Raw genomic sequence first — 24,978 nt, 5'->3', positions numbered from 1 at the left:
TACGGCTCCGTCTGGGGGAGTGTGACGCGTGGTCAGCGAGAACGCCGACAGGCTGGCGGTCCTCATCGACGCCGACAACGCCCAGGCCGCCATCGTCGAGGGGCTGCTGGCGGAGGTCGCGAAGTACGGCACGGCCCACGTCAAGCGGGCCTACGGCGACTGGACCGGCACGAGCCTCCGAAGCTGGAAGGAGCAGCTGCTCGCCCAGTCGATCCAGCCCATCCAGCAGTTCGCCTACACCACCGGCAAGAACGCCACGGACGCGGCGATGGTCATCGACGCCATGGACCTGCTGTACTCCGACCGCTTCGACGGGTTCTGCCTGGTCTCCAGCGACAGCGACTTCACGCGCCTGGCCGCGAGGATCCGCGAGTCGGGACTCACCGTCTACGGGTTCGGCGAGCGCAAGACGCCCAAGCCGTTCGTGGCGGCGTGCGACAAGTTCATCTACATCGAGAACCTGGCCTACGACCAGGACCCGGCCACCCCTGCCGCCGCGACGCTCAAGGCGGCGCCCCCGACCCCGGCCGCGAAGCTCAAGCAGGACACCGCGCTCGTCAACCTCCTCCGCAACGCCGTCGAGGCGGCCTCCGACGAGGACGGCTGGGCTCCCCTGGCGTCCGTCGGCCACATCATCACCAAGCAGCGCCCCGAGTTCGACTCCCGCAACTACGGCTACGCCAAGCTCAGCGAGCTGATCACCGCGACGACCCTGTTCGTCCTGGACCGCCGCAGCCCCGGCGACGGGAAGGCCGGCATTCTCTACGTCCGCGACAAACGCCGGAAGCCGTCCTGACTCAGCGGAAGACGCCGACGCCGTTGGCGACAGCGCGCTCCGTCCCATCCGACGGCGCGTTCCGGACGGTCACCGCGGTCGCACCAGGAGCACGCGTGACAAACGTCGAGGAACCGCCGCCGTCGAGGTTGACGCCGTCGTCCACACCGGCCTTGTCCAGGAGGGACGCCAGTTCGGCGACGGTCAGACCGGCGCTCTGCAGCGACCGTCCGTCCGCCACCACGAGGTACATGCGCCGCCCGTCGCGGCTGACACCGGCGGCCGTCCGCGGCGCCGGGCCGATGGCGCTCAGACCGTCCAGCGGCCGTCCGTTCCTCAGAATCGGGAACCCGCCGACGGCGAACCGGAACCGTGGACCCGCGAACCGGTAGGACACCCGCACCCGCTCCCCAACCCGCAGCCGGCGCAGCGCGTCGGCCCCCTTCTCCCGCCCGACCAGCACGGTCGTACCCTGGGGAATCGCCCCCGCCCCCACCGCGTCGGACACCCCCGTCACCACACCCCGCCGGACGGTCACCTCGGCGGTGTTCGTGCTGCACGGGTCGCCGCGCACCTCGTCCGTCCCGCAGACCGCACGCTGCCGCGAGACCTCACCCCACCGGGAATCGAACACCCCGGCGCTCCCCACCGGCAGCGCGTACTGGTTGAGCCCCCGGAGAGCGATGGACGTCCGTCCCGCCCGGATGCTCCCCGTCAGGTGCAGCCGCCCGACACGCCCGCGCCGGTCGGTCCCGATGCCGATCACGTCCTCGGCCGACGTGCCCGGCGGCAGCGCGGGCCCGAACCGCTGCCCGTCCGGCACCGCCCCCTTGATCGGCCGTCCGCCGTCCACCTCGGGCCCGGACGACGCCCCGGTCGGCACCACCCCGGGATGCGTCTCGCTGATGTTGAAGAAGTCGCCGTTCACCCCGGCCACCGCCTGCCGCGCGTCCGCCATCTCCGACACCGTCCGCCTCGCGGCGACCACCGGCGGACGCAGCAGCCCCACCGAGACACCGGGCTTGCGCAGGTCGACGTCCAGCAGATCACCCACCACCCGCCCCCCGACCCCGGACGTCTCAAAGGTCTTGAAGATCACCCCGGGCGCCGTCCGCTCCACCGAAGTGAACCGAACCTCCCCGACCTCGACCGACGGCGCCCCCCTCCGCGCCCACCCATCCCCCCGCTCCCCAGACCCGGCCCCGTCGATCCCCGGCGGCGCCTCCGCGAATGCGGGCAAGGAACCGACCACCAAGCCCACAACGACCACCCCAGCCACGATCCCGCGCATGCGCAACGCCCCTCTCAGCGAACAGCCCGCTGATCATGACGCGCGCCCGGTGAACCCCCTCACCCGCCGAAACCAACATCCGCGCAAGATCACGTAATGCCCCGCGGAACAAACCCGCTCCCGAACACACGAGCGCCCCGCCAAAGACGAGACCGCTGCGCTACTCGGGGCTACAGGACTACAAGCGCAACTCTCCCCACTTCACTGCGGTGATGAACGATCAACGAGTGGCGGCGACCGTGCGGCTGTCCAGATCCCGAGTGATCGTCCCCAATGCCCTCACTGCCGACGATCCCCGCGTTGTTGACGAGCACGTCCAGCCGTCCATACGACTCCGTGACGGATGTCCCGCATCGAGCCCTCCATGCGGGCATCCTCAAACCCTGCCGCCAACGACAAGGTCAACCCACCCAACGCCACCGACCACACAAGCCCAAGCTGGACGCGACAGGACTACGAGTGCAGCTCTCCCCGCTTCATAGCGGCGATGAGCTGAGCAAAGCTCTCGGGGGAGAGTGTGAGATGCCCGGCGTCAGGAGCCTTGCTGTCACGCACACCGATCGAGTCAGCAAGAGCGGCCAGCTCCACACACCCATCGCCACCGCCGGCGCTGCCCCCGCTCCGGCTGGACTTACGCCATACAGGGGGGTTCATTTCATGGCCTCCATCAGCTCACGCAGGAGACTCCGAGTCGAGTCTCGGGACAGGGCATCGTCCCCGATAAGGTCCCACCGTAGCCGGTATCCCCTTAGCTTTGCCGGGTCGGATACGAGCCGCCCACCGTTCACAGCAGGCGACCAGGCGTGTTCCGCCTGTCCTATTCGCAAGATCGCGAACGAGCCGTCGACTCCCGCATGCGTGGCTTTGGTCTTCGGAAGAGCCCTGACCACGACCCTCTTGCGCTGGCTCAACTGCAATAAATGATCAAGTTGCGCCCGCATCACATCGGGTCCGCCTACCGGGTCCTCTAGGACCGATTGCCGCACGAGCAGCCGCAACTCTGGCGCTTCGTCGGCGTCCACGATCTGGCGCCGCGCCATGCGCGCTGCAAGAGTCCCTTCAACGTCGTCGACGACCTGTGCTCCCTCGATCAGCGCCCGCGCGTAGTCCTCCGTTTGGAAAAGCGCGTTGATGACGAGCGCGGAGTAGGCGTTGATCGCTTCGGCCTTCTGCTCGTACCGCGTGTACTGGTCGAACCAGTTCGGATCGTGAGCACTCTCCGCATATCGGCGAAGCCGGGCGAAGTGGCCCCGAGTGCGCCAAAGCTGGTCCAAAGTTTCGGCCGTACGTTCGGGGACTTTTGTGGTGCCTGATTCGTAGTTCGAAACCGTGGAATCATCAATCCCCAAGATCTCGGCTAGCCGGGCCTGTGACAGGTTGCGTTCGACGCGCCATATCCGCAGGTCAACGGCCAGCCAGTGCCATGGGTTGTTATCTGGATCGAGTCGATCCGCCTTTGCCATCCAAGATCCCCAAACTTGATATTCCTGAACGAAGGAAGAAAAGAATAGCCGGGGGTGTCAGTCTGTGGCCAGAGTCACAGAGTGTGAGAGGCAAATGCGATGTCCGCGACACCCATAATGGACATAGATCCACAAAACATATTCAGTGAGAACTTCCGGGCCTACCCCGAAACCGTTTATCTGGCACGCGAACTCGTGAAGAGCGCGCTCGCCTCCTGGGGGCTCGGCGCCTTCGAGGGCGACGCCGTGCTGATCATGAGCGAGCTCGCGTCCAACGCCGCCCGGCTCTGCGAGGGCAGGATCATCCGCGTGTGGATCAGCCGGATCGACCAAGGCGTCGAGCTGTGCGTGTGGGACGACCACCCCGGCCGGCCCGTCATGCAACAGCCCCACCAGTCGTGCACCTCCGGACGCGGGCTGATCCTCGTCCAGGCCTTCGCGACCGGCGGCTGCGGATGGTTCGAGCTGGGCGAGGGCAAGGCCGTCTGGTCGCGGATCGCGATCGACCACGGATACATGCTGGGCGCCGCACGCAGAGCGGGCTCTCCGATCGTCAGCCCCCTGCTCCACGTGGACAGACCGCTGCACTCATAGACCGGCCCCCGCCCTGCGGCAGCGCACCCACCAAACCGCCCCCGGCTGGTGGTTCCCCACAACGCCCCCAGGGCGGGCGGCCACCAACCCGCCCAACGTGCAACAAGCCTGCCGCTAACTACCAAGGTTTGAGCAGGGCGGTCCAACGTGCGCCCGTGGGGCAGGTTCAGTGATCTTGCAGCGTGGCCAGCGTGCGGGCTGCCGGTGTGAGCGCGGCGGCCAGGCGTCGGCGGTCGGATTCGGGTAGGCCACCCAGATCGTCATCAAGGTCGGCGAGCAGGTCGGCCACCACCTCGGCGGCCAACTCGACGGTGTCGGCGGCTGGGCCGAGTTTGCTGCGGGCCGCGTCCACTCGCGGTGGGGTGAGCCGCTCGACCGCAGCGGCCAACAGCCATGCCGCTACTCCCGTCACTCCGCCGGGCGGCGGCACGAACGGCCGGGCACCGTTGTAGCGGGCGTCCTCGGCGAAGTCGGGATGCTTGACCTTCAGGACCGGCCGTGGTCCCCGTTCGCTCGTATCCCAAGCTCCGGCGGGTTTGAGGACGTAGCCTTCGGCGCGGTTGCCGGGCAGTTCGGGAAGACCCAGCGCGCCGGGCACCAGCGTCGGGAAGTCGACCGACAGCTCCCTCAGCTCCTGCCGACGGCCTTGACCCACCAGCGGCACGCACTCCAAGCCGACACTGGTCACCAGGTCCGCCAGTTCGGCGCGGCTCATCCAGCGCGGTCCCGAGGAGGTGCTGACGGCGCCGTCGAACGCCAGCCATACCAGGTCAGGGCAGTACCACACGCCGGTCTGCACTGGGCCGATGTCCTCGACCGTCGGTACCTGCGGGTGCGGATAGCCCCCGCCGGCCAGTTCCCCGTACAAGACCACGTCCTGTCCGACAGCCCGGGCCGCTGCCGCCGCCGCTGTCGCCAGGACAGGCCACAGACGCGTCACCCCGAAGAACGCCTCAAGCCGATCCTCGTCCAGCAGCCCGCGCCGCCCGGCGGCCCGCGCCGCCCGGCCATTGCTGACCAACGCGAAGTGGGCGCCGTGCACCTTTTCCTCGGCCACCCAGCCCCCGCCGGGCAATGGCCCGTCGCCGAACCGCTGCGGGATTTTCGGATACCACACGGCCTGACCTCCGTTCGGCCCCGGAAGCCCTGCAGCCCGGCCAGGACACCCTGGCGGGTACCCTCTCCGACGCCCATCTGAAGATCAACCCATTTCCCAACGACCAGCTCAGTGGGATCCCCACCGCAGGCATCCAGCTCGGCGCAAGCCCGAACTCGGCGCTCAGGGGCGGCCAGTTCGGGGTTGCGGAGGTGTGCCTCCGCCTGGACGTCCTGCCACCGGCGTCCGATGCTCATCGGTCGGTGTCCTTGGGGTGGCGAGGGGACGCGTAGACGATCCAGACTGTTCGGCCGTCGTCGTTGATGACGTAGCGGACGCGCCCACCGCTCGTGACCTCGTACTCCCAACGCTCAAGGTCTTGACCGTTGTGTCGGTGTGTTGCGAGGTCTCCGCGGAGTCGGTGCTGCCGCTCGTGGTTGGAGCGGGACCGCGGCTCGGAGCGTCAGGCCTCCAGGCAACGGCGAGTATTCGACACGGCGAGGCGGCATAGCTCTTCCCAGCCTCGTACCGCCTCGCTGGTGCCGAACCTGACATTCGCCGTCCGGCGGTGGGACGGTGACCCCGTCTCCTCGTTTGGGGCTCAAGGCGTCACCTTGACGGGACCGAAGTCGCCGGAGGTCGGCCGGAGGGCTTCCTCGTGCTGGGTGCCGTCTGCCTTGATGCGTGCTGTAGCGCGCCAGCCGGTGATCACCTCTTGAGCGTTCGTGTCCAGATCAAGTCCGGCGGCGTCGGACAGAGCGTCGACCAGTTCCACGGTGAAGGCGCGGACCTCTTCGGTGCTCAGGTGACGGATCCAGGGGAACACGTCGGGCATGGCAAGGAGCAATGCCCGAGCGCTCAGATTATGTTCTGAATTCGCGGGCTGACCTGGTCAGCTGTGGCCTGCTTCGGAGCCGGGCTCGCGCACTGGCATCTCGGTTTTCCGGGGTTGTGTCTTGTCGTCGGTGGTGGTCCGGTGGGAGGACGGGACCGCGGCCGCGATGATGGCGGCGGCGAGGGCGATCAGGGCCGAGACGGTGAACGCGGTTGTGTAGCCGGATTCCGTTGGTGGCGTGGTGCCGTCGCTGGTCGAGGCGGCGACGATGGCCACGGCGATCACGCTGCCCATCGCGCCGCCGATGGTTCGCAGGATGGTGTTGATCCCGGTGGCCGCGCCGGTGTGCTCGGGAGGTGTGGCGGCGATGACGAGCGAGCCGAGGCTGCCGAACGCGAATCCGTAGGCGAGTCCCAGGACGGCTCCGCTGCCCGCGACGGTCGCGGGTTCGTCGTGGAAGTACGCGAGGCCGAGCAGCCCGGCGGTGGCAAGGACGGCGCCGACCTGGAACACGCCGCGCGCGCCGATCCGGCGAGTGAGGTGGGGCGTCATCGGTGCGGCGATGACCATGAAGAGCCCGATCGGGGCGATCAGGAGTCCGGTGCGGGACGCGCTGTACCCGAAGCCGTAGCCGAGTTCTGCCGGTGTCTGCGCGAACAGCGGTAGGAGCGTGACCGCGGCGAACATGCCCACAGCGATGACGACGGTGGCGACGTTGAGGGCGAGCAGGCGCCTGCCGACGAGGAGTTGCGGGGCGATCAGCGGTGCGGTCGCGCGACGTTCGGCGATCAGGAACAGGGAGGCGAAGGTGATCGTGGCAGTCGCGAGGCCGAGGATCCGCGGCGATGACCAACCCCAGCCGCGTCCTTGGCTGACGGCGAGCAGGAGTGCGACCAGCGTCGCCGCCAGCAGAACTGCCCCTCGGACGTCCACAGCTTGGCGTGCCACACGCGGCGCCCGGGGCTCGGGGAAGAGGAAGGTTCCCGCGAGCGCGAGGACCGCGAGCCCGCCCACCAGCCAGAACACCGCGGTGAGTCCGGCGAGGTCGACGAGAGGGCCCGCCGCGACCAGGCCGAACGCTCCGCCAACGCCGAACATGGCGCTCAGGGCCACGATCAACCCAGGGAGCCGCGCGGCGGGGACGAGTCGGCGCGCGAGACCGAAGGCGCAGGGGAAGATCCCGCCGGCCAGACCTTGGACGATCCGTCCGGCCAGGGTGCCGCCGTACCACCCGTTGGTGGTGCTGATCGCGGCGATCACGCTGCCGAGGATCAGGAGCACAAGGCCGGCGAGGATGATCCGACGGTGGCCGTAGTGGTCCCCGAGCCTTCCCGCGATGGGGGTGGCGACGGCGGACGCGAGCATGAACGAGGTGAGCAGCCACGTCGCCCCGGTCGCGTCGGTGCCGAGTTCTCGGGCGAACCCTGCGAGCACCCCGACCACGATGGTCTGGGCCAGGGCGACCGCGAGCGCGGCGATGAGCAGGACCGGCGCGAGGACGCGGTCCGCCCGAGGTGCCGTGTCGCCCCCGGTCTCACGAAGGCCGAACCTGCGTGCGAGGTAGGCCGCGGTCGCGGCGAGTACGGCGACTACCCACATCAGGCATCCCCCTCGGCGGAGGCTCCCGCGAGCTGAGCCTGGGCCCATGCGGTCGCGGCTGCGACGTCGTCGGTGGCGAACGTCGGGCAGCCCCACATCTTGGCTCCGGCCCGGATCGCTTTCGCGTTGGTCGCCTGAGTCTCGGCCGAAACCACGAACGCCAGGCCACGGCACGTCTCTTTCAGCCTGGGGCGGAGTTGCTTGAGCATCCGGATCCGCTCGCTCACACCCCCGATGCCCCTGGGACGTTCGGTGGTCGAAGGCATCTGGACCACAGCGGCGAACGCCTCGTGGCGGCCGCTCGCCTCGGTGAGGACGTCGGCGACGACGCGGGCGCCCTCCGCGGGCGCGAGGTCGCTCACGTCCAGGTGCACCAGAGGCCACTGTTCCTCGGATGCCAGGTCGGGTTCGTGCACGGCTCACTCCTCACACCGCTCGACGGTACTTAGGGGAGCCTAACCTATTTATTACCAGTGGTCACTAAGTTCGGTGGCCTACGATCGGTGCGTGCAGAGGAGGACCCGACCGCTGGGTCGGCCGGCGAAGCTGAGCCGTGAGGCGATCGTGGCCGCGGCCCTGGAGTGCGACCTGCGCACGGTGACGATGCGCGATCTCGCGGCACGCTTGGGCGTCTCGCATGCGGCGCTTTATCGATGGGTCGCCGACCGTGCCGAGCTGTTCGACCTCATCAGCGAGGTCATGGTCGAGCGGGTCCTGCCCACCTCGGAACCGACCCCCGAAACCTGGCGGGGCTGGTTGAGCGACCTGGCCTGGAAGATGCACGACGAGTTCCTCGCCGTGCCGGGATACGCCGCCCACGTCGCGGCACCCCACCGGCACAACCCGGAGGCGTTCGCGCGCTTGCACGACAGCGTCGTCCGCGCCTTCACCGTCGCCGGGGCCTCGCCAGAAATGGCCCAGCAAAGCTGGTTCGTCTTCGGCCTGGGGGTGGTGCAATGGCTCGGCGCCCAACAGGCAGGCCACGACCTCGGCCCCGACAAGCCGCGCTTCGACCTGTTCCTGGACGTACTCCTGCGCGGCCTACCCGCCCAAGACCCCTCAAGCTAAGCCTGTCTCGTAACGATGGAGTGGAGGCCTGTCCACGGGCCTGTGACCCGGTGGTCGGGTGCTGCGGAGCTCGTTCCTCCGCCTCTCGGTTCCAGCCGGCGGCTGGTGGATCATGGCTACTCGTCGGCCTGGCACGCTGTGGCAATGAGTCGGACGACAGGCACCAAACCCGCCGAGATTGGCCCCGCGACGGTCGATGACCTCCCACAGATCGTCGAGATCCTGAACTACACGGCGGCGCACTCGGTCGCCAACCTCGTCAGCGAACCGACCAGCGTCGAGGAGCGCCGGGCTTGGTTTTCGCAGTTCTCCTCGGCCGGGCCCTATCGCCTGCTCGTCGCTCGGCGCGAAGGGCAGGTGCTGGGGTTCGCTGCCAGCCAGCGCTACCGGGAGCTCGACGCCTTTCGGGAGACCGTCGAGGTGAGCATCTCGCTGCGGGCAGAATGCCGGGGCCAGGGCATCGGCACCGCCCTCTACCGTGCCCTGTTCGACTCCGTCGACCATGAGCCGGTGCACGTTCTTCTCGCCGGGATCGCCCTGCCCAACGACGCGTCGGTCGCGCTGCACCGCAAGTTCGGCTTCGCCGAGATCGGTGTGTTCCGCGAGTACGCCGTCAAGAACGGGCAGTACATCAGCTCGCTGTGGATGCAGCGCGTGGCCAGTCAGACGTCTGGCTGACGATCGGCGGCCCGACCCGATGACCTTGCCATGGAGCAGGCGATCAGTGTGGAGCGAGTCGAGTGGGTGCCGGTGTTCACGGGCCTGCCGGTCCGCCAGTTCCGCAAGCTGGTGCGGTCGTCGCAGGGCGGGGCGGTGAACAGACCGGCACGGTACGCCGATGGGGGATGCCGCTGGCCGACCGGGTGCTGCTGATCGCGGTGTACTACCGCACGAACCTGACGCTCAGGCAGGTGGCGCTGCTGTTAGGGGTGTCGAAATCGGCCGCGCACCGGGTGGTCGACCACCTGGCCCCTGCTGGCACCGGCACCGGTCGCCCGGCCGCGAACGTTGGCGTCCTGCACGCCAGCGGCGGGTTGTGTCGCTGGCGTCTGATCTACTCCTTGCCAGGAAATCTGGCGCACTAGAGGAGAAGCCGGTGGGTGTGCTGACTGACTACTTTCGCGCGGCCGATGCGGAAGTAGTGGTGCAAGCGATGAAACGCTTGGATGGCGGTCCCCTTGTGGGCACCGGGTCGCCTGCCTTCGACGGAGTTGAGGCCAAGGGTGTGGATCCGGCCGTTGTCCTGGGGAAACTGATCGGGGCCATCAAACAGGTGCCGTGGAGCGTACGCCTCGTCGAGGACTCAGTTGTCTGGCCGACCACCCCGGCTCCTGGCCCGGAAGGCCCTTGGGAAGAAGACGACCCTTGGGCAACCGGGCCGTGGGTATCGGAGCTCGATAATGCGGCGCGGGATGCACTGGCGGGAGTGCGCGATGCAGATGTATCGAAAGTGGTCGCCGAGTGGGTGCAAGCCGAGGAACTCCACGGAGCGCACGCCGATGACATGGAGCCACTGGCCACGGAGCTGATCCAACTAGCCAGACGAGCCCGAGACGCAGGAGACCACCTCTATTCCTGGGTATGCCTTTAGGCTGTCACTCCGCTGATAACCGTGGTCATCTCGGCGCACCTTGCCGAGTCAGACGCCCTTCGCCCTGTCGACCACGCGGCGGAGACCGGACCGTGCGTGGACGTTCCGCCAGGTGATGTACCAGCCGCGACGGTCGCGGGTTCGTCGTCGGAACGCGCTCCATTCGTGTCCCGTGCAGACCTGCGCCTCCGGATGTGGCCGTTGTCACTGGTCGGGCACTGTCGCGGTGCCGAGCAGCGTGGACCGGATCAACAGCGGCCAGATTCGCTCAGCAGACTTCGATCGTGCCGCCACCGGCGTACTCGATGATCTCGATCGAATTGATCGGGGTGGCGTCGAATCCGCTCTCGCCGAGGTAATCGTTCGCGAACTGCGCGCCGCCGGTTTCATTCTTTTCATGGTCTTCCCTTTCGCAGACGCTGGTATCAACCCCAGCAGACGGTGGCCTCATGTCTGCTTCACACCAGCTTCATTGGCCGGCAGGGAACCCACGGCAGGAGAGTAGGCGCAGGTCGGCGATTCGCGTCCGCGATGTCGGTCGGCCTCCTTTCGAGGGCTCTGTCACGGGCTTGACGGGGAAACGGAGTCGGTGACGTCCCAGATCTGCCCTGTGGCCTCGCCTGGAAGCCGGTCGAGCAGCGACCTCGCCGACTGTTCCGGGGTGATCAGAGAGCCTTCCGCGTGCAAGCGGCTGAACCGTTGGTGCAGGCCCGCGCCGATCTCGTCCGGATCCTGACCGCGGATCCAGGACTGCATCGCGGTGTCGACCGTTCCGGGACGGAAGGTGTTGGCGGTGACACCGCTGCCGGCCAACTCGGCGGCGAGATTCACGGTGTGCGCCTCAAGAGCCGCCTTGCCGGTGACATAGGCGTTACCGCCGATCATGGATGCCGGGCGCGCGACGACGCCGCTGGAGACGTTGACGATACGACCCCAGCTGTGCTCGATCATGGCGGGTAGCAGGGCGAACGTCAGCGAGGCGACGGCGACCACGTTGACGCCGATCGCGGCCGCCCACTCGGCGGAATCGACCTTGGAGCTCGGGCCGAGCGGCCACACGACGGCGGCGTTGTTGATGAGAACGTCCACGACCCCGAACTCGTCACGGGCACGTGCCGCGCACCGGGCGAGCTGGTCTGGATCCGCGACGTCCGCCGGGATCACCGCGGCCGTGCCGCCGAGTTCGCGGATGGACGCGGCGCAGTCGGTGAGTTCGTCGTGCGAGCGCGCGACCAGTGCCACGCTGACGCCCGTCCTGGCCAGTTCGAGCGCGATCGCCCGTCCGATGCCGCGTCCCGCGCCCGTCACCAGCGCTGTGCGGCCTTTCAGCGAAGTAGTCATGAATGGTTGGCGGCGGCGCCACGCCTCCGTCTTACCGTCCGATCGGATCGGAGTCGCGGCACGTCGGCCGTGGTGACCGGGGCACACGGCCGGATGCGGGTGGAAATCGGGCGTTGTGCCGCGTTTCCGCCTGCTGGGGGCCGTGTGCCGCCGGGGTGGCTAACCGGCCGCGTGCTCCCGGATGTAACGGATCATGCCGGTCACGTCTTCGGGGACGAGCCGGCCGATGGCTCCGCTGGAGTACACGCTGACGACGACCTTGCCGTCGCCGTCGAGTACGAAGCCCGTCGACTGAAGGTACTTCGGGTCCTGATTGACGAACGCGCCGGTCGCCGCGGCGATCTCGTCCGCGTCGACGCTGTGCCCGAGCGGGAAGGTCAGGCCGTGTTTGTCGGCCAAGGACCGCGTAGTGGCCTCATCCTCGACGGTGAGCGCCACGACCTTGGCGTCCAGTCCGTTGAGGGTTTCCTGGGCACGCTGGAAGGCGCGCAACTGCGCATTGCAGTACGGGCACCAGTGCCCGCGGTAGTACAGGATGATGCCGAAGTGGCCCTGCAGGGCGTCGGGCAGCGCCAGCGAACCGCCACCGAGAGACGGAACCGTCAGTGACGGGAACCGGTCGCCCGGGTTGAGGAGCGGCATGCGAGGTGTCCTTTCAGTAGCGATGAACCTGCCGTCCGGGAACGTCGCCGTGCCCGTGTGCCGCCGGCCGGCAAAGATCGGGCGGTGACGGGTCCCTCCTCACCGGAGGCACCACGAGACGGTCCTCCGATCCAGTCGCCGCGATCACTTCGCGGATCGCGGCACGGACGGTGGTCCTCATGGCGCTCCTCGGCCTTCGGACGGCAGTGAGCCGAACGAATGCTTAGCGCAGCCGAAGCGGGCCCGGCTTACGTGACATCCGCCAGATTTCTCCCACGTTCGCGTTTCGTAAGATCAGTCGGCCTCCCTACCAGGGAGGGGCCGAGGAGAGCCGGTCCGCACCTGGCGCCGTAGGCTCGGATCATGTCGCCATCGGAGCCGGCTGATACCGCAGAACGTGAGCCCGCGCGCCGGCGGGCCGCGTGCCGGGACTCACACGACTGGGTGAGCGCGTTGACCGGCACGGGATCGGTGCGTGAACAGGCGGTCGCGGATCTCCACGCTCTGCTGTTGCGCGTCGCCCGGCGGGAGGCGTTCAGGCGGCGGGCGGCCCTCGGCGTCGACGGGCCCGAGCTCGACGACCTGGCCTACCAGGCCGCGGCGGACGCGGTGGTCGCGATCATCGCGAAGGTTCGCGAGTTCCGAGAGGAGAGCCGGTTCACGACATGGGCCTACAAGTTCGTCCTGCTCGAACTGGCCAACAAGATCGGACGTCATTTCTGGCGGCGGCGGACATGGCAGATGGAGCAAGAGGACTGGGACCGGCTGCCCGACCGGTTCGGACTCCGGCCGGAGGACCAGGCCGAGTGGCGGGATCTGGTCGCGGCTCTGCGCCGCGCGGTGGACGACGAACTGACCGAACACCAGCGCACGATCTTCTCGGCCCTCGTGCTGGGCGGCGTGCCGGTGGACGCCTTGGCCGACAAGCTGGGAACGACCCGCAACGCTCTCTACAAGGCTCTGTTCGACGCACGGCGTAAACTGCGCGCGAACCTGGTCGCCAACGGGTATCTGACGCTCGACGAGGTGGAGCGATCATGAGCGACTGGTCATCTCTGGAGCGGTTCCTGCGAACGGATCCGCTCGACGCGGGCTGCGCGGGTACCTTCGCTCTGCTCGACCTGTACGTGGAAGAACGCCTCGCTGGCGGCGATCCCGAAGAACGCTTCCCCGGCGTCGCCGTTCACCTGCGAAGCTGTGACCCTTGCCTGGACGACTACGAAGGCCTGCTCGCCGCCGTCGAGACCTGACACCACCGGCCCGCCTCGCCGCCGTCAACGCCGAGATCGCCGCGACCGGCAGGTCACCCCGCCGCATCCGCGCCTTCCTCTTGCGGACCCGCCCAGCCACAGGCTTCGGCGATGGCAGCCGGGTCCCAATAAAAGGGACGGCATTCGAGCATGCGCCCATCCCGAACGCTGATCAGCTGCAAGATCAACGTCTCCACCTCGCGGCCCGTGGCCCGGGCACGGAACCGCACCCGATTGCGCACCACGACGGTGTCCCCATCGTCCCAGTGCCGCTGCTCCAGGAACTCCATCGACTCCCAGACCTCACTGAACCGGGCCAGGAACCGCTCCATGCCGTCCCGGCCCCGCCACGTCCCGCTTCCCGTGAACGGCAGGCCCGGAGCCTGATGCAGCACCACCTCCGGATCCAGACACGCGGCAGCCTGGTCATAGCTCGCCTTGCCCTGCCCGCCTGCGGCTACGTACGCCGCCTCAGCCGCGTAGAACTTCTCCATCACCGCCCACGCATCGCCTGACACCCGTCCGTCTTCCGTCGAAGATTCCGTGGTCATCACCCGCTCCTCTCACCGGCAACATCCTGGAAACCCCGCCCCAACGGACTCGGTTGCACCCACCCGACGCCCAACCGCTCCAACGGCCGCTCTACACGTAAAGCCGGGCGGGGACAGATCATCTGTCCCCGCCCGGCTCGAACTCGGTCCGCTTGACCGAGGGTCAAGTCATGTGAACTTGACCCCTCTGCGTCTGGGACGGCGACGCCGTCGTCGTGCTCGCGGATCCGGTCGCGGTAGCCGATGCGGCCCAGGCCTAGATGGCCAGTGCCCTCCACAGTCAGGTGAGGCTCCCCGCAGCCCCACCTGACGCTGCGACCAGGTGGCTCAGACGCGGTGCGCCGAGGTCATATGCACAGGCGGCTTGGCCGCTACCGACCTGTCTGCGGGGGCCGCGCCGAACCCGGTCATGTGCACCAGCAGCCCCGCCAGCGCCGTTGTCACGGTGAGTGCCGCGGCGGAGGCGTATGCGGCTTTCTTCCAATTTCGAATCATGCGTTTCCTTGTTGGATGGTCGCGCGCGGGCAGTTCATGGTCAATCTACAGGCGACGCACGGGGTGCGTCCGAAAAAGCTAGAAATTTCAGGCAATCAACTTTGCTGACGTTTGTGACATTTGTCCGATTGGTGGAGAGTGGTCGACCAGTGTTCGCAGAACAGATTCTAGAACACGATACTGTTGGCGCCGTGGGCTGAACCGAAGTCTAGAAGTCATCAGCGGGGTGCGCTCACGCGAAACAGAATGAGTTCTAGAGCCGGGGTCAGGTGCCGGTGGCTTTGTCCAGGTCGTGGAGGCGGGTTCGGAGGGCCTCGACTTCGGGTGACTTGCCCAGCCTGGTGTACAGGTGGATGGCCTCTTGCCAGGGGTGGCGGGCGGCTTCGCTGCCCTGGACGTGGAGGAGGGCCGTGCCCAGGCTTTCCAGGGCCTTCGCCGTTTCGTCCGGGACGCCTATCTCGGTGGACAGGGCATGGGCTTGCTGGAGGTGTTCCACGGCGGCGGGGTAGCGGCCGGAGGCGGTGAGGGTTTCGCCCAAGTGGCGGAGGGCGAGAGTTTCCTCGTAGCGCTCGCTGATTGAGCGCGAGATTGTCAGGGCGCGCTCATGGTGAATGAGTGCCTCGCCGTAGCGGCCGGTATTGTGGAAAGTGGCGCCGATGCCGATGAGGGTTTCCACCTGGTTTCGGCGGTCGCCCAATTCCATCGCTATTGCCAGGGCCGCACGGTAATTGGCCAGCGCGGTATCGTGGGATCCGGTGCGGCGGTGGACGTTGGCCATATTGATGAGTGCGATGGCCTCGTGCTGGCGGCTCAGCTCGGCGTCGGCGGCGGTCTGCTCGTAGTACTCCGCGGCTCGGTCGACGTCGCCCATGCGGATCATTAGGTCCCCCATGTTGTTAAGCGCCATGGTGCGGCCGTGCGCGTCGTCGATCTCCGTGAAGATCGTGAGCGCCTCCTGGCGGAGACGTTCGGCCTCGCGGTAGTCGCCCGTGAACTCCAAGTAGATCGCCATGCGATCGAGGCTCGTGGCCTCGCCCTGCCGGTCTTTCAGGGAACGGTGAATGTCGAGCGCCTCCTGGCAGCGGGCCAGCGCCTCGGGAAATCGGGACCGGTGCCAATGGACGAGGCTTATGCGTCCGAGAGCGTCCGCCTCTCCTCGACGGTCGCCGATTGATCGGTAGATTGTCAGCGCCTTTTCCGCTTCTTCCATTGCCGCGTCGTACTCGCCGCTGCGGAAACGGATATGGCTGAGATCTGCCAGCGCGCGGGCGATGCCGGGGGGGTCGTCCAGGCTCCGCAGGGCTTCGACCGCCTGGGTGTGCAGGCGTGCGGCGGCGTCCCAGTGGCCGCGCGACTCCAGATGCCCGGCGAGCACGCGGGCGAACCGGGCGACGCGTTCCGGCGAGCCGATCCGGACGGCTTCGGCGGCGGCGTTCAGCAGGCAGTCGTGCTCGGCCGCGAACCACCCGGCGGCCTGCGTGTCGTCCTCCAGCGGTGGAAGCTCGGGCGGGGGGTGGACGAGTGGGACGCCGTTCTCCGGCCGGTGCGGGGACAGCAGGCGGTCCGCGCGGTCGGCCGCAGCGGCGTAGAAGTCGAGGATCCGGTGGACGGTCCGGTGCCGCTCCTCCTCCGGGTCGGTCTCGCGGGCGAGGCGGCGGGCGTAGTCCTGGACGAGGCCGTGGAAGCGGTACCGGCCGCGGGCGGGCTCGGTGATCAGGTGCCGGTCGAGGAGGTCCTCCAGGATCCGCTCGGCCTCCCGGACGGGACGTGCCAGCGCCGCCGCGGCCGCGTGCGCCGTCAGGTCGGGGCCGGGGTGCAGGCCGAAGGCGCGGAACGCGTCCCGAAGCGGCGGCGGGAGGCCGCGGTAGGAGAGCTCGAAGACGGTCGCGATCCCGCGTTCCTCGTCGCGCAGCTCGTCCAGCAGCCGGTCGCCGGGGGTCAGCCGGGCGAGCAGGTCGCGGGTCTCCCAGGTGCGGCGGTGGCGCAGCCGGCTCGCCGCCATGCTCACCGCGAGCGGCAGGCGTTCGCAGCGTTCCACCACCGCGGCCACGTCGGCGCCGGGCTCCGCGCGACCGGCCCCCGCGATGCCGGAGAAGAGGACCATCGCGTCCCGGACGGGCAGGACGTCCAGCGACAGCGGCCAGGCGTCGTGCAGCCCGGTCAGCCGGCGCCGACTGGTCACGATCACCAGGCATCCGGCGGAGGCCGGCAACAGTGGCCTCACCTGGTCGTGGCCGGCGGCGTCGTCCAGCACGAGGAGTGCGCGGCTGCCCGCCAGCTCCGATCGCCAGAGCGCAGCCCGCTCGTCCAGCGCGCGCGGCACCCGCGTCGCAGGGACGCCGATCATGCGGAACAGCTTGTCGAGCGCGTCCGCGGGGGTGATCGGCTCGCGCCGAGCGTCGTGCGCGTGCAACTCCAGGAACATGTGGCCGTCGGGGTAGTGCTCGGCCAGCCGGTGCGCGAGGTGGACGGCGAGCGTCGTCTTCCCGACGCCTCCCATGCCGTTGACGGCCAGTACGGTCACCGCGGATCCGGCAGGCGGGCCGGAGATGCCCGGCACCATGTCCGTGAGCTGCCGCAACTCGTCGTCGCGTCCGACGAAGACTCGTGCGTCACCCGGCAGATTGTGCGGACGACGGTCGACGCTCAGTTGGGTTCCGGGGACCCGCAGCAGTTCCGGGTCGCCCCGGAGGATCTGCTGCTGGAGCCGCCGCAGCCCCGGGCCCGGGTCGGTCCCGGACTCGGCCACGAAAAGATCGTGGGTGCGCCGGTAGACCTCCAGGGCCTCGGCCTGGCGCCCGCAGCGGTAGAGCGCCACCATGAGCCGCTCGACGGGCCGCTCGTCCTGGGGATGGCGTTCGGTGAGGTGGGAGAGTTCGCGGAGGAGGTCCGCGTGGTTTCCGGCCTGCAGTTCCAGGTCGATACGGAGAAACGCGGCGGTCAGCAATTCCTGTTCGAGAATGTGCCGGGTGCGCTCGGCCCAGCCCCCGGTGAGGTCGGCGAGCGGTTCGGCCCGCCACAGCTCCGCCGCCCGGCGATGGTGGTCCAGGGCGTATTCGTCGTCGCCGCTTTCGGAGATGGCGCGGGCCTGGTCGCGCAGCCGCCGGAACCGGTGGAGGTCGACCGCATCGTCGTCGACCTCGATCAGGTAAGAACCCTGACGGGACACCAGCGAGACGCCCTCGACGTCGTCGAGGTGGCGGCGTAACCGGGTGATGTAGGAATAGAGGCTCTGCCGCGCCTTGGCCGGCGCCGGATCGTCCCAGACGCGGCGGATGATGGTCTCGGCGGGCACCGGCTGCCGGGGGCTGAGCAGCAGCACGGCCAGCACGCAGCGTTCCTTGGGCGTTCCGAGGTCGCGCCGCCGGCCGTTGATCCACAGCTCGACGGGGCCTATGACGCGGAACTCCACCGGTTCCCCTTTGTGGAAATCTCCTCCTGAGCCGATTTTGGCATCGCGTGCACCGAATGGCCAGAGCGCAGCGCGTTTCACTCGACCGCCCAGGGATCCCGCTACTCGTCATGTCAGGAGGATTGCAAGTTTTCGTCAAGGTGCCCGATCGACACTCGATTGTGGAGGGCAGGTCTATTCGACCTGCGACGGAGGAACGGATGTCAGCATCCGAGGTCAAAGGGGGTTCGTTGACAAGGATGACCGGCTTCGAATGGCGTCGGGCCCTGACCGGGTTCGACCCTGGCTGGTGGGGGCGCCTGGGGGACCGGCGCACCGTGCTGGTGGTCGTGGGCTCGCCCGTACCGGGGCAGCCCGCACTGGACGTGGCGCGCCTCGCGGGAACCGACCCGCGGCTGCGCGTGCTCTTCACGGCGGCCCCCGGGCCGTCCTCGGCCGCCGTGGAGGTGATGCTCAGAGACGCGGGCGCAGCCCCGCTGCCCTGGTCTGAACTAGAGGACGGTGACGCCGACCTCGTCGTCACCGCTTCCCGGGTCCCGGCGCGCCTGCCGAACACGCCGCTCATCGTCCTGCCCGGCGCGATCCCGGAGGACGTTGCGCACAGGCGTGCGCCGACCGTGTTCACCTACGCCCACCGCCTGGACCGTCCTCCCGATGCCGAGGACGGCCATGGGACGGTGACCGGCTGCTCAGACCATGATCGAATCCTTGCGAGCCTCCCGCTGCGCGACTTCTACCGGCGCGCCCTGGGGGTGGACGGGCAGCGCCGCCTCGTCGTGGTGTCCCTGTCCCCGGCCGTCGCGTGCACTCGGTGCCGGTCGCTGGACATCGTGGGCCGCATGCTCACCGAGCTGCCGCCCGACCGCTACTCCGTTCTCGGGATTCCGGAAGCGGGCGGCTGCTCGGGTCCCGGGCTCGCGGCCCACCTGCGGGACGGGCTCGGGCTCATGCCGCCGGAGGCGGACTGGCGCGCCGCCCTCGTCGCCGCCGACTGGATCGTCGGGCCGCCGGGACCGGTCACCCGCTACGGGACGATCATCGGTGTGCCCGTCCTCGTCACCGGCCCGGCGCCGGGGGACGCCCTGCGCCTCCTCGCCGTCCGGCCGGCGGCGCACCGGCCCGTGCGCCCGCAGCTGACCGAGGCGGCGGCGCGATGGCGGCCGGAGCGGGTCCGGCCGGTCCTCGGGCGGATCACGTCCGAGCCCGGACGGTTCGACCGCACCATGCGCAGCCTGATGTACGGGCTGCTGCGGCTGCCGCAGCCCGCCACCATCCCGGTGGCGGACCCGGTGTCGCCGCCCTTCCGCATCGGCTGCCAGGACGGGGAGCCGCTCGGCCACGCCGCTCGGGGAGGTTGAGATGAACTTCTCGGGAGACGCGTGGGTGCCGGGCCCGTTCGGCCTGGACGCCTTGAAGGGCTCGACGGTGCAGGCGCGGCGGACGGTCCTCGCCGTCGCGCACCATCTGGCGGCGGCGACACGCCTCGCCGACGTCATGCCGCTGCTGGAGAGCGACCAGCGGGTCGCGGTCGCGTACACGGCCTCGCCCGCATCGGCGTACACGGGCGGTCTGGACGCGCATCTGCGCGGCCTCGACGGGCTGGTAGTGCCCTGGCGGCAGGCCATGAGCACCAAGTGGGATCTCGTCGTGGCGGCCGGGCACGGGATGCTGGAGAAGCTGCACGGGCCGGTCATGACCCTGCTGCACGGAGCGGGTCCCGGCAAGCTGGTCGCCCGCGGCGACGGCGCCGGGCCGCCCGCCGCGCGTCCGGTCAGCGGCCTGATCAGGGAGCGCCTCGTCGTCGCCGGCCGGGTCGTGCCGTCGTCGATCGTCCTGGCGCACGACCGGCATCTGGACATGCTGGAACGCGAGTGTCCGGAAGCACGTCCCGTGGGGTTCACCGCAGGCGACCCATGCCTGGATCGCCTGATGGCGAGCCTGCGCTACCGGAACGTGTACCGGCGGGCGCTCGGCGTGCGGCCGGGCCGGCGGCTCGTCTTCGTCAGCTCCACCTGGAGAGGGGACTCGCTGCTCGGCCGGCATCCCGATCTGCTGCTGCGCCTCGCGGTGGAGCTCCCGCGCGACAGGTACCAGATCGTCGCCGCTTTGCACCCGAACGTGTGGTCCTACCACGGAAAACGCCAGGTCCTCGCCTGGCATGCGGACTGCCTGCGGCTCGGTGTCCGGCTGTTCCCGCCCGAGGAGGGCTGGCGCGCGGGCCTGGTCGCCGCCGACGTTCTCATCGGCGATCACGGATCGGTCACCTGCTATGGCGCCGCGATCGGCGTGCCGGTGGCGCTCGGCACCTTCCCGGAGGACCGCGTGGCGCCCGGAACCCATGTCGCCGGGCTCGGCGCGCTCGCGCCGCGCGTCGACTGGGACCGGCCGCTGGCCCCGCAACTGGAGGAGGCAGCGCACGCCTTCTCCGGACGGGTCCATGCCGCGATGCGGAACGCCATCAGTTCCCGGCCGGGCGAGGCGGCCGGCCTCATCCGCAGGGAGATGTACCGGCTGCTGCGGCTGCCCGACCGGGAGTGCCCGCCGGACGTCGAGCCCGTCCCGCTCCCCGTCCACGGCCTGCCCAGGGCGGCGTGATGCTCACGCTGGTACGGGTCTGGGACGACCCGACAGGGCCGGACCAGGTGCTCATCGGCGGGCGGACGCTGACGCTGCGGCGTTCGCCCGCAGGTGCGCCCGAGTCCCCACCGTGCGACGAGCACCTCGTGGCCGGGCCGGAGGAGGTCTCGCGCGCCTGGCTGGCGTGCGCGGACGTGATCGTCGGCCAGGCCGCCGACCCTGACCGGCTCCGGGCGTCCTCGCCGGGCTGCCTCGTCGCGGTGGCCGTCAACCCTCGGGCCTGCCTGGTGTCGGCCGGGGATCTGGAGGCGCGGCTCGACCCGGTCCTCGGCGGGACGTGCCAGGCCGGTGACGCGGCCCTGTACGCGTCCGCCCTGCACGCCTGGCTCGTGACGGGCGGGGTGCCGGGCGCGCTCACCCGGCTCACCCTCGTCCGCGGCACCACGGTCACGATGGTCAGGATGCGGGATCGCCGGGTGGCGCGCCCGGCAGCTCGGCGAGCCGCTCTCTGACCGGCGCCTCGAGAGGCGAACCCAGCCGGATGTAGATGGCCAGCGCCTGTTCCAGAAGCAGGCGCTCGGCCGCCGGGTCGCCCTGGTGTTCCGCCACCCGGGCCAGCTCGCGCAGTGCCCCGGCCTCCACGTGCGGCGCGTCCATCTCCCGGCCGGCGTCCAGCGCCTCGCGGAGGACGGTGGCGGCGTCATGAGGGCGCCCGGCCCGGAGCCGGGCCTGGCCGAGGCAGGTGAGCGTCCGCGCGACGTGGTACGGCTCGTCGAGCCGCCTGAAGATCTCCAGGGCGCCGGTGAGCGTCTCGTCGGCCTCGGCGTGCCGGTCCACCGCGCTGAGCGCCTCGCCGATGTGCCGGTCCATCAGCGCGATCCCGCGCGGACGTCCCAGATCGACGTGCACGTCCCGAGCCTGGGCGAACAGCTCGACCGCGCGGGACGGGGCGCCGGTGCCGAGCGCCGCGACGCCGAGGCCTTCGAGCGCAGAGGCCTCGCCGAGCCGGTGGCCGGCCTGCCGCTCCAGGGCGAGCGCGGCCTCGAACCGGCCGGCCGCCGCGCCGAAATCCCGGAGGTTGTTGTAGGCGATCCCGAGGCCCTCCAGCATCCGTGCCTGGGCCCGCGGGTCGCCGCAGGCCTCGGCTGCGGCGAGCCCCAGCTCGTACGTCCGGATCCAGGACGGGTAGTGCTTGCGCTGCAGGAAGTGCGGCCACATCGCCTCGGCGAGCTGCCAGGTGACGGCGTGCAGCCCGGTGTCGTGCGCCTCCTGTGCGACCGCCGCCAGGTTCGGCCGCTCGCGTCCGAGCCACTCCAGCGCCGCCGCCCGGGACGCGAAGGTGCCCTCCGGCGGGTCGGCGTACCGGTCGCCGAGGTGCCATCGTCCCGGCATCACGGCGAGGTCGGCGGCGACGGCGGTCGTCAGGTACCAGCCGGCGAGCCGGGCGAACGCCGCCGCCCGCTCCGAGACCGGCCCGAGGGACGGGTCCCGCGCGTGCAGGCGGACCAGGTCATGGAAGCCGAACCGGTCGCCGGGTCCTTCGAGCAGCAGGTTGGCGTCGACGAGGCCGTGCAGCAGGTCGGCGGCGCCCTCCTCGCCCGTCCCGATGAGGGCCGCCGCGGCGGCGACGCCGAGGTCGGGCCCCGGATGGACGCCGAGCAGCCGGTAGGCCGCCGCGCGCTCCTCGTCGAGGGCCTGGTAGGACGTGTTGAAGACGGCGCTCACCGAGATGTCGCCCTCGCCGCTGCGCAGCGCGGCGAGCCGGCGCGCCTCGTCGCCGAGTTCGGCGACCGCGCGGGCGATCGGCCAGCGCCGCCGGGCGGCGAGGCGGGCGCCGGACGCGCAGAGCGCGAGCGGGAGCGTCCCGCACAGCGCGACCAGGGACCGGGCGTCCTCGCGCTCCGCCCGGATCCGGTCCTCCCCGATCAGGTGCTCCAGCAGCTCCAGCGCCCCCGGTTCGCCGAGCGGATCGACGTCCAGGAAGCGCGCGCCGTTCACCACGAGCCCGGTGAGGCGGTGCCGCGAGGTGACCACGACCAGGGACGCCCCGGCCCCGGGCAGCAGCGGCCGGACCTGCGCCGCCGAGACGGCGTTGTCCAGCATGACGACCAGCCGGCGACCGGTCGTCATGGACCGGAAGAGCGCGGACTGCTCGTCGGCGCCGGGCGGGATGCTCTCCGGGCCCGCGCCGAGGGCCCGCAGGAAGCGTTCCAGGGGCTCGTCGGGCGGGAGGGGCTCCGTCCCGGAGAAGCCGCGCAGGTCCACGAACAGCTGGCCCTCGTAGCCGTCCTTGATCCGGTGCAGCCAGTGCAGGGCGAGCGTGGTCTTCCCGACGCCGCCGGGCCCGGTGACGACCACGAGCCCCGGGCTCTCGGCCAGGGCCTCCAGTTCGTCCAGCTCGCTGAGCCGGTTGGCGAACAGCCCGGGCGGCGGCAGCTGCGCCGGAGCGGGAAGGGACGGTCCGCCGGGCGCGGTGATGTGCACGCCGCCGGCGATGGATCCGGCCTGGACACTGGACCCCGCGATCCTCCCCGTCAGTTCGTTGGTCCACCGGCCCCGGTCGTCGGGAGACTGCACGTGCTGTCCATCCATTGCTTCGGTGGCGCGTTGATCGCCCGCTTTACGGCTAAAGTACCTGGACGTCTGGCTCATTAATAATGCCAACAGTATTTGCAATTTTGGTCATGCTGAGAGAGAAGAACTGGTCAGAATGGCGATTGGCTTCCGCCGCCGGGCGTGATGAACTGGGACGGTGACAGATCCGATGACCGTCGCCATCGCCACCGCCATGGCGGGCAAGGCCGTGGAAGTCGCCGGGGAACCGGTCCGGGCCGCCGTCGCCGAGCTGTCCCGGCGGGTCCGCACGCGCCTGCGGGGCCGTCCGTCGGACGAGGAGGCCCTGGCGAGGGCCGCTGAGGATCCGGCGCCCGGGAGGATCACGACCCTCGCCTCCGCCATCGAGCACCTCATGGCCGAGGATCCCGAGTTCGGCGCCGAGGCGCGCACCCTCTGGAACCAGGCGCAGACCAACGCCGCCGCCACGAACGACGGCGTGGTCAACGTCCTCAACGGCCAGGCGGGGAGGGTCGTTCAGCTCCGGGACGTGCACGGCGACGTGAACATCGGATGACGCTCGCGCCCGGCGCGGGCGCCGGGCGGTGGTGGAGATGCCGGACGGCCACGTCGGCGTGGCCGCACCCGCGCATCAGCGGGAAGGTCATGCCCCGCATCCTGGCCGGAAAGCCCAGGTCCGCGCAGGGTTTCCGGTCGAGTCGGTGGTCCACTAGAACTGGTCTTGATGCGAATCGCGGCAAATATTCGTCCGCGGTCCGGTCACCCGTCCAGGGTGATGACGACCTTCACGTCGTCCGGGTGCGGGGTGAACGCGTCCTCGTAGCGCTCCAGCGGGACGCGGCGCGAGATCAGCCGGCCGAGCCAGTCCAGGTCCGCCTTCGCCAGGGCCCGCGCGGCGTCGGCGTAGTGCCCGAGGCCGGCGTTGACCGACCCGATGATCGCGTCGTTCCCCAGCACGATGTCGCGGTTGAGGCCGCCCGCGTCCACCCGCAGCGGGCGCCCGGACGGCGACACCCCGGTCAGGCACACGACCCCGAACGCCGCGTTGTGCGCCATCGCGCCGAAGACGAGCGAGGACACCCCCGTCGCCTCGATCACCACGTCGGGCTCCGCCCCGGCGACCGCCCGCTCGATGCCCTCGTGGTGGTAGGTCGCGCCGAGGCCGGCGACGAGGCGCGGCTTCGGCCCGTCCGCCACCCGGTCGAGGACGTGCACGTCCAGCCCCCGCTGGACGCCCAGCAGCGCGGCGAGCAGCCCGATCGGGCCCGCGCCCGTCACCAGGACCCGGCGCGGCTCGAACCAGGCCCGCCCGCCGACCTTCTCGATCTGGTCCCACGCCTTGGCGACGACCGTGGCCGGCTCCATCAGCACGCCGACCTCGGCCAGCCTCGGGTCCAGCGCGACGGCGTAGCCCGCCTCGACCCGCCAGACCCCGCTCGCGTACCCGTCGAGTTCCTTGATGCCGCGCTCGGTGTACCGGCCGTTCCGGCACATGTCGAACTCGCCGTGCGCGCACGCCCCGCACGGTTCCGGGTCGGGACGCCGCACCACGCCCACGACGAGGTCGCCGGGGGAGAAGCCGCTGCCGGACGGGGCGTGCCGCACCCGGCCGAGCGACTCGTGCCCGATGACCAGGCGGTCGCGGCCGGGCGGCGCCCACCCGTAGTCCCCGGCGGCGATCTCCCGGTCGGTGCCGCACACCCCCACGGCGAGCCCGTCCACCAGCAGGTCGCCCTCCCCGGGCTCCGGGTCGGGGACGTCGGTGACGGCCAGCGACCCGCGCTGTCCGGGCTGGACGGTCAAGGCGCGCATGACGCTCTCCTT

Annotated in this window: 25 protein-coding genes and 1 pseudogene; 12 read left to right on the top strand and 14 right to left on the bottom strand. The window is 70.0% G+C overall.

Features of this window, described 5'->3' with window-relative positions:
- Positions 1-28: 28 nt before the first annotated feature.
- On the top strand, positions 29-796 hold the full coding sequence (locus K8Z49_RS18285; protein WP_021591824.1) for an NYN domain-containing protein: 768 nt from the start codon (positions 29-31) through the stop codon (positions 794-796).
- Position 797: 1 nt separating this feature from the next.
- Here K8Z49_RS18285 and K8Z49_RS18280 read toward each other — a convergent pair whose 3' ends face one another.
- The 3 genes from K8Z49_RS18280 to K8Z49_RS18270 all read right to left on the bottom strand — a co-directional run bounded on the left by K8Z49_RS18280 (position 798) and on the right by K8Z49_RS18270 (position 3,529).
- Complete coding sequence (locus K8Z49_RS18280; RefSeq protein ID WP_412519937.1) at positions 798-1,829, bottom strand: phosphodiester glycosidase family protein; 1,032 nt, start codon at positions 1,827-1,829, stop codon at positions 798-800.
- Between the two features lie 690 nt (positions 1,830-2,519).
- Positions 2,520-2,720 carry a DUF397 domain-containing protein gene (locus tag K8Z49_RS18275; protein WP_412519935.1) on the bottom strand — a complete coding sequence of 67 codons (201 nt, stop codon included), beginning with the start codon at positions 2,718-2,720 and terminating at the stop codon, positions 2,520-2,522.
- On the bottom strand, positions 2,717-3,529 hold the full coding sequence (locus tag K8Z49_RS18270) for a helix-turn-helix domain-containing protein (protein WP_412519933.1): 813 nt from the start codon (positions 3,527-3,529) through the stop codon (positions 2,717-2,719). Before K8Z49_RS18270 ends, K8Z49_RS18275 begins: the two co-directional genes overlap by 4 nt.
- Before the next feature lie 99 nt (positions 3,530-3,628).
- On the opposite strand from K8Z49_RS18270, the gene K8Z49_RS18265 reads away from it, so the two are divergent.
- Entirely contained in the window at positions 3,629-4,123 is a 495-nt protein-coding gene (locus tag K8Z49_RS18265; protein WP_412519931.1) for an ATP-binding protein, read from the top strand.
- A 166-nt stretch (positions 4,124-4,289) separates the two neighbouring features.
- Here the strand turns inward: K8Z49_RS18265 and K8Z49_RS18260 are convergent, their stop codons facing one another.
- The 4 genes from K8Z49_RS18260 to K8Z49_RS18245 all read right to left on the bottom strand — a co-directional run bounded on the left by K8Z49_RS18260 (position 4,290) and on the right by K8Z49_RS18245 (position 8,069).
- Entirely contained in the window at positions 4,290-5,240 is a 951-nt protein-coding gene (locus K8Z49_RS18260) for an RNA ligase family protein (RefSeq protein WP_021591829.1), read from the bottom strand.
- Positions 5,241-5,820: 580 nt separating this feature from the next.
- Entirely contained in the window at positions 5,821-6,054 is a 234-nt protein-coding gene (locus K8Z49_RS18255) for a hypothetical protein (protein ID WP_412519929.1), read from the bottom strand.
- Between the two features lie 57 nt (positions 6,055-6,111).
- Positions 6,112-7,653 carry an MFS transporter gene (locus tag K8Z49_RS18250; RefSeq protein ID WP_412519927.1) on the bottom strand — a complete coding sequence of 514 codons (1,542 nt, stop codon included), beginning with the start codon at positions 7,651-7,653 and terminating at the stop codon, positions 6,112-6,114.
- On the bottom strand, positions 7,653-8,069 hold the full coding sequence (locus tag K8Z49_RS18245) for a hypothetical protein (protein WP_083598102.1): 417 nt from the start codon (positions 8,067-8,069) through the stop codon (positions 7,653-7,655). Before K8Z49_RS18245 ends, K8Z49_RS18250 begins: the two co-directional genes overlap by 1 nt.
- A gap of 91 nt (positions 8,070-8,160) precedes the next feature.
- Here K8Z49_RS18245 and K8Z49_RS18240 point away from each other — a divergent pair, with 91 nt between their 5' ends.
- The 4 genes and pseudogenes from K8Z49_RS18240 to K8Z49_RS18225 all read left to right on the top strand — a co-directional run bounded on the left by K8Z49_RS18240 (position 8,161) and on the right by K8Z49_RS18225 (position 10,312).
- Positions 8,161-8,721 (top strand): TetR/AcrR family transcriptional regulator, encoded by a 561-nt coding sequence (locus K8Z49_RS18240; protein WP_024934083.1) that lies wholly within the window; start codon positions 8,161-8,163, stop codon positions 8,719-8,721.
- A gap of 144 nt (positions 8,722-8,865) precedes the next feature.
- Positions 8,866-9,399, top strand: a complete 534-nt coding sequence (locus K8Z49_RS18235; protein ID WP_021591834.1) for a GNAT family N-acetyltransferase — start codon at positions 8,866-8,868, stop codon at positions 9,397-9,399.
- 30 nt (positions 9,400-9,429) lie between these two features.
- Positions 9,430-9,726 (top strand): annotated as a pseudogene (locus K8Z49_RS18230) (helix-turn-helix domain-containing protein); the annotation flags it as partial.
- Positions 9,727-9,817: 91 nt separating this feature from the next.
- Positions 9,818-10,312 (top strand): hypothetical protein, encoded by a 495-nt coding sequence (locus K8Z49_RS18225; protein WP_111830948.1) that lies wholly within the window; start codon positions 9,818-9,820, stop codon positions 10,310-10,312.
- Between the two features lie 268 nt (positions 10,313-10,580).
- Here the strand turns inward: K8Z49_RS18225 and K8Z49_RS18220 are convergent, their stop codons facing one another.
- From K8Z49_RS18220 to K8Z49_RS18210, 3 genes are all read right to left on the bottom strand, one after another.
- Positions 10,581-10,763 (bottom strand): hypothetical protein, encoded by a 183-nt coding sequence (locus K8Z49_RS18220; RefSeq protein ID WP_111830048.1) that lies wholly within the window; start codon positions 10,761-10,763, stop codon positions 10,581-10,583.
- 110 nt (positions 10,764-10,873) lie between these two features.
- Positions 10,874-11,653, bottom strand: coding sequence for an SDR family NAD(P)-dependent oxidoreductase (locus tag K8Z49_RS18215; protein ID WP_412519924.1), 780 nt, complete (start codon positions 11,651-11,653; stop codon positions 10,874-10,876).
- Positions 11,654-11,812: 159 nt separating this feature from the next.
- The gene (locus K8Z49_RS18210) at positions 11,813-12,295 is read right to left on the bottom strand and encodes a peroxiredoxin family protein (RefSeq protein ID WP_412519922.1); all 483 of its coding nucleotides are present in this window, start codon (positions 12,293-12,295) and stop codon (positions 11,813-11,815) included.
- Positions 12,296-12,748: 453 nt separating this feature from the next.
- Between K8Z49_RS18210 and K8Z49_RS18205 the strand changes: the two genes are divergently transcribed.
- On the top strand, positions 12,749-13,336 hold the full coding sequence (locus K8Z49_RS18205) for a sigma-70 family RNA polymerase sigma factor (RefSeq protein ID WP_412519920.1): 588 nt from the start codon (positions 12,749-12,751) through the stop codon (positions 13,334-13,336).
- Positions 13,333-13,545, top strand: a complete 213-nt coding sequence (locus K8Z49_RS18200) for a hypothetical protein (RefSeq protein WP_021591839.1) — start codon at positions 13,333-13,335, stop codon at positions 13,543-13,545. Before K8Z49_RS18205 ends, K8Z49_RS18200 begins: the two co-directional genes overlap by 4 nt.
- Before the next feature lie 53 nt (positions 13,546-13,598).
- Here K8Z49_RS18200 and K8Z49_RS18195 read toward each other — a convergent pair whose 3' ends face one another.
- Together K8Z49_RS18195 and K8Z49_RS18190 are read right to left on the bottom strand one after the other, a co-directional pair.
- Entirely contained in the window at positions 13,599-14,096 is a 498-nt protein-coding gene (locus K8Z49_RS18195) for a nuclear transport factor 2 family protein (protein WP_220126514.1), read from the bottom strand.
- 760 nt (positions 14,097-14,856) lie between these two features.
- Positions 14,857-18,003: a tetratricopeptide repeat protein gene (locus K8Z49_RS18190; protein ID WP_412519917.1), complete on the bottom strand. Its 3,147-nt coding sequence runs from the start codon at positions 18,001-18,003 to the stop codon at positions 14,857-14,859.
- Positions 18,004-18,242: 239 nt separating this feature from the next.
- On the opposite strand from K8Z49_RS18190, the gene K8Z49_RS18185 reads away from it, so the two are divergent.
- From K8Z49_RS18185 to K8Z49_RS18175, 3 genes are read left to right on the top strand one after another with little or no spacing between them, the layout of a single operon-like run.
- Positions 18,243-19,361 (top strand): hypothetical protein, encoded by a 1,119-nt coding sequence (locus tag K8Z49_RS18185; RefSeq protein WP_412519916.1) that lies wholly within the window; start codon positions 18,243-18,245, stop codon positions 19,359-19,361.
- A 1-nt stretch (position 19,362) separates the two neighbouring features.
- The gene (locus tag K8Z49_RS18180) at positions 19,363-20,598 is read left to right on the top strand and encodes a hypothetical protein (protein ID WP_412519914.1); all 1,236 of its coding nucleotides are present in this window, start codon (positions 19,363-19,365) and stop codon (positions 20,596-20,598) included.
- Entirely contained in the window at positions 20,598-21,092 is a 495-nt protein-coding gene (locus K8Z49_RS18175) for a hypothetical protein (RefSeq protein WP_412519912.1), read from the top strand. Before K8Z49_RS18180 ends, K8Z49_RS18175 begins: the two co-directional genes overlap by 1 nt.
- Here the strand turns inward: K8Z49_RS18175 and K8Z49_RS18170 are convergent.
- A complete protein-coding gene (locus K8Z49_RS18170; protein WP_412519910.1) occupies positions 21,037-23,157 on the bottom strand; it encodes a tetratricopeptide repeat protein in 2,121 nt (706 codons plus the stop codon). The genes K8Z49_RS18175 and K8Z49_RS18170 overlap by 56 nt on opposite strands.
- A gap of 175 nt (positions 23,158-23,332) precedes the next feature.
- Between K8Z49_RS18170 and K8Z49_RS18165 the strand changes: the two genes are divergently transcribed.
- The gene (locus K8Z49_RS18165; RefSeq protein ID WP_024934079.1) at positions 23,333-23,710 is read left to right on the top strand and encodes a hypothetical protein; all 378 of its coding nucleotides are present in this window, start codon (positions 23,333-23,335) and stop codon (positions 23,708-23,710) included.
- 203 nt (positions 23,711-23,913) lie between these two features.
- On the opposite strand, the gene K8Z49_RS18160 is transcribed toward K8Z49_RS18165, so the two are convergent.
- A complete protein-coding gene (locus tag K8Z49_RS18160; RefSeq protein WP_075023029.1) occupies positions 23,914-24,966 on the bottom strand; it encodes a glucose 1-dehydrogenase in 1,053 nt (350 codons plus the stop codon).
- Positions 24,967-24,978: the final 12 nt, after the last annotated feature.

The sequence above is a fragment of the Actinomadura madurae genome, from assembly GCF_047130825.1.
Classification (GTDB): Bacteria; Actinomycetota; Actinomycetes; order Streptosporangiales; family Streptosporangiaceae; genus Spirillospora; species Spirillospora madurae.
Note: the sequence above shows the minus strand (reverse complement) of the source record. Positions and strands in the feature narration are given on the sequence as shown.